Below are 721 nucleotides of genomic sequence, written 5' to 3'. Positions count from 1 at the left end.
TATTTCGCTGCCGCTCGACTTGCATGTGTTAGGCTTACCGCCAGCGTTCAATCTGAGCCATGATCAAACTCTTCAATTTTTAAAACATAATTTAAAACAGACAGCTTCTAAAAATTTGAATGCCCACATATATTTTTCTGATAAGTTATTAAAGAACAAAATCTTTATTTAAAACAAAGATTTTTACTAACGATGTTTAATATACTATCTAATTATAATAAAGTCAAATTTAATTTATATATTAAATATATTGAATTTTTAATATCTTATATTTTAAAATACCTTTTGGTGTTTGTACTTTAATAATATTATGTTTTTTTTTTCCAATTAAAGCTCTAGCTAAAGGAGCATTTATTGAAATTAAATTATTTTTTAAATCTGATTCATCATCACCCACAATTTTATAAGAAATAATTTTATTATTAATAATATTTTTTATAGATACTGTAGAACCAAAAATAATTTTATTATTATGTATAATTTTTGTAATATCTATTATATTAGCATGTGATAATTTAATTTCAATTTCTTTAATACGTCCTTCACAAAAACTTTGTGCCTCACGAGCTGCTTGATATTCAGCATTTTCTTTTAAATCACCATGTTTTCTAGCTGCTATAATTAAATTAATAATTTTTGGTCTTTCTATATTTTTTAATTTAATTAATTCTTTTTGTAATTTTTTTATACCTTTTAAAGTCATAGGAATTTGATTTATCAT

The 721-nt window shown here is 22.1% G+C and carries 1 protein-coding gene and 1 rRNA gene (1 of these 2 cut by a window edge); both read right to left on the bottom strand.

Annotated elements, in window-relative coordinates:
* Positions 1-79 (bottom strand): 16S ribosomal RNA (locus GJU00_RS00010) (it extends 1,102 nt beyond the left edge of the window).
* A 162-nt stretch (positions 80-241) separates the two neighbouring features.
* Positions 242-721: a transcription elongation factor GreA gene (greA, locus tag GJU00_RS00005; RefSeq protein WP_211080571.1), complete on the bottom strand. Its 480-nt coding sequence runs from the start codon at positions 719-721 to the stop codon at positions 242-244.

The sequence above is a fragment of the Enterobacteriaceae endosymbiont of Donacia simplex genome (assembly GCF_012568645.1).
Lineage (GTDB): Bacteria > Pseudomonadota > Gammaproteobacteria > Enterobacterales > Enterobacteriaceae.
This window is presented reverse-complemented; position numbering and strand designations above follow the sequence as displayed.

Bases quoted from the DNA above. Each gene is read 5' to 3' on its own strand.
- greA (WP_211080571.1), bottom strand. From the start codon at position 721: ATGATAAATCAAATTCCTATGACTTTAAAAGGTATAAAAAAATTACAA.